Origin of the sequence: Chamaesiphon polymorphus CCALA 037 (assembly GCF_003003845.1) — a bacterium.
Classification (GTDB): Bacteria; Cyanobacteriota; Cyanobacteriia; order Cyanobacteriales; family Chamaesiphonaceae; genus Chamaesiphon; species Chamaesiphon polymorphus.
In genome coordinates this window covers 1-2,916 of sequence record NZ_PVWO01000617.1, presented here as the reverse complement: position 1 = coordinate 2,916, position 2,916 = coordinate 1, and the positions used below count along the sequence as shown (strand labels likewise).

Genomic DNA, 2,916 nt, shown 5'->3' with positions numbered 1-2,916 from the left:
ATCTAATAGTAGCTCGGTAAAACTGATAATGCCATTCATCGGCGTGCGAATTTCATGGCTCATATTTGCCAAGAAAGCACTCTTCATCTTACCCGCCGATTCTGCCAATTGACGGGCTTTTTCTAAGGCAATATTTTCTTTGGTTAATTCTTGCCGACTGTGGCGTTCTCGCTCGATCAATAATGATTGCAGTTGTTTGGAGGCGGTAATATCTTCAATTACCAGTAAGAAACCCGATGCAACCGAAATTCCTTCGATCTTCTTCCCATCAATGATATCGCGTTGGATCTCCTGCCAATTATATAGAGCTTCTAATTTGAGCGTAAAATACTTACCATTGCGCTTGACCTCTTTAGGCGGCAAACTCCGGTAAGTATGAAGGTCGCTCAGATGATCTTCCCAATCTTTAGCACTCAACCAATTAGGAATCAAGCAGTGTTCGATTTTATCGCCGATATTGATACTTAAAAGCTGAGAAGCGACCGAATTACAAAACCAGACCGTTCCATCTAGCTCTGTGGCTAGTAATCCCATCGATAAGCTATGTGCGATCGCTGTTTGAGCTGATTGTGCCCGTCCTAATTCTGCCGCCAGTGTCGCTAGTTTAGCAACTTTGCCAACTGGAATTGGCGGAAAAAGTTGCTTGTCGCCAAACCGAGGCGGGTGGGCGACTAAATTAATTTGATGGGTTTGCCAGAGCCTGTCAATTTCGCGTTTGACTAAAAAATCTGTGTATTGCCGTTCCCAATATGCAACCCCAATAGTCACTAACAATGCTAAGGTAATTGGTGCGGAAACTGGCAGCAAATAATTATTAGCTAAGGCGACGATGACGATCGCGATCCAGCCGCTACTGAGTCCTAATAATCCTAACAATCTTTGACCGGGTGTCAGCCGACTGAGTTGGTAACTCAACAGCGGACTGACGAGCAATAGTAATACTAACAACCAACGATCGGGTACGATTTGGAGTTGACTGCGTTGGAGCAGATTATCGACGATCGCCGCATGTAAATAAATACTCGGAATTCCTTCAGTGCGATCGAAAGGGGTATCGATCCGCGTCGCATTACTACCAGTGACCCCCACTAACACAATTTTATTATTAAATGCTTTTTCGAGTCGCGCGCGATCGATCTCGTCTTTTGGCTCTAAGATCGAACTCAAAGAGTAATGGTTGGCTTTGGCAGCTTTACCCGGCCAATTAATCCAAAACTCGCCTTCACTTGGCGGACGTTTGATTTCTGGTGCATTGCTGAGATTGTGACCTTCTACGGCCATCCAAGCTAGAGAGTAGACGCGATGTTTGTACGGCAAGATTTGGCGAACCACACCATCGTTACTTTTAATTTTATCGACATGTCCGACGCCTTGAGCGGCTGCTTTCAAGCGGCGAGTCGGTAAGATCGGCTGATTTTGCCCGTCCCAACTTTGCGCGAGAATTACGGCCTTGTGACCGTTGATCTCTTCGATAAATTCGTCATCATCGGGGGTAATCTCCCTAAATATCTGCTCGAAGGCAATCGTACTGGCATTAAATTTAGTGAGAATTTTAACTAATTTGGCGTAGTGAGCGCGATTATTTGGTAAATCTCGATATTGGGAAATGCTACGGTCGTCAACTTCGATGACCACTACTCGATCGTCCCAAGCTCTCTCTCCCCGCAACTCTGTCAGTCGATTGTAAGCAAAATCCTCAACTGGTGCCGTCGCACCAATCTGTACCAATACGGTCGCCACTACTGCGGCGATTGGCCCTGGCAGCCACCGCCATACAGATCGCAGGTGCTCTGGGATCTGTGTGGGAACATTGGTAAATCGAGTGAGATAGTTCAAGATAACAGGATCGATAGAGAGTGTTTGTGGCTGGGATTCGCTGTAAATATTTAGGTAACGAATTTTCCTAATGTCAACTAGAATACCTGGATTCTAAGTAGCTGCAATCGGCAACATAGCTGTTAAAACTTGCTTAATTAGCGGATCCGAAACTCGATCTGTTTCCGTGCTAGTTGGTTCGTAAGCGATCGTTTGCGTATCGCCGATGCAGGTGGGGAGGATAAATACGCCTTTACCTGCTTTAACTTTCTTGTCGGTTTTGAGAGTGGCGACGATCTGGTTTAGATCGATACCTGATGGTAGATCGATGGCTAAATTGGCCTTGCTAATGACCGCATTCTGGCGTTGCGCCTCTGCCGCCGTCCACAATTTCAGATCTACAGCGATGCATCCGGCGGCCACCATCCCGATCGCGACCGCTTCACCATGATTGACTACAATATATTTAGTCACACTTTCGATCGCGTGGCCGATCGTATGTCCGTAGTTGAGAGTCGCCCGCAACCCAGTCAATTCGTGTTCGTCTTTACTCACCACTATCGCCTTAGCATTCGCCGAGCGGGTTAAAATAGTAGATAGGAGTTCGGGATCGATGTCCTGCTGTTTGAGGCTAGCAGCTCCCTCCAATCGCTCGAACAACTCTCGATCGCCAATAATTCCATACTTAATTACTTCTGCCATTCCCGCCCGAAATTCACGTTCTGGCAACGTGGCTAAAACTTGAGGATCGGTCACCACCAAGCGCGGTTGATAAAATGCACCGATCAGGTTTTTGCCCCTGGGATGATTGACACCAGTTTTACCACCGATCGAAGAATCGACCATCGCCAGTAAAGTAGTCGGTACCTGGACGACATTCATCCCCCGCAGCCAGGTAGCCGCCGCGAAACCCGTCATATCTCCAATTACGCCACCGCCTAAGGCAACCAAGGTTGAGGAGCGTTCTAGGCCATGCTCCAGAGCTAAGTCGTAAATTTGCTCGATCGACTGGAGCGTTTTATACTGCTCGCCATCGGGCAGAATACAATGGGAGACTTCAAAATTAGCTTGCGTAAGAGCAGCCATCGCCCGCTCTCCGTA

Annotated in this window: 2 protein-coding genes; both read right to left on the bottom strand. The window is 47.4% G+C overall.

Annotation, left to right across the window (positions count from 1 at the left end; all coding sequences use genetic code 11):
* A partial coding sequence (locus C7B77_RS31570; RefSeq protein ID WP_146138556.1) for a CHASE2 domain-containing protein occupies positions 1-1,836 on the bottom strand: 1,836 nt, incomplete at its 3' end.
* Positions 1,837-1,929: 93 nt separating this feature from the next.
* The coding region (gene aroB, locus C7B77_RS27250; protein ID WP_106312432.1) for a 3-dehydroquinate synthase at positions 1,930-2,916 on the bottom strand (987 nt) is incomplete at its 5' end.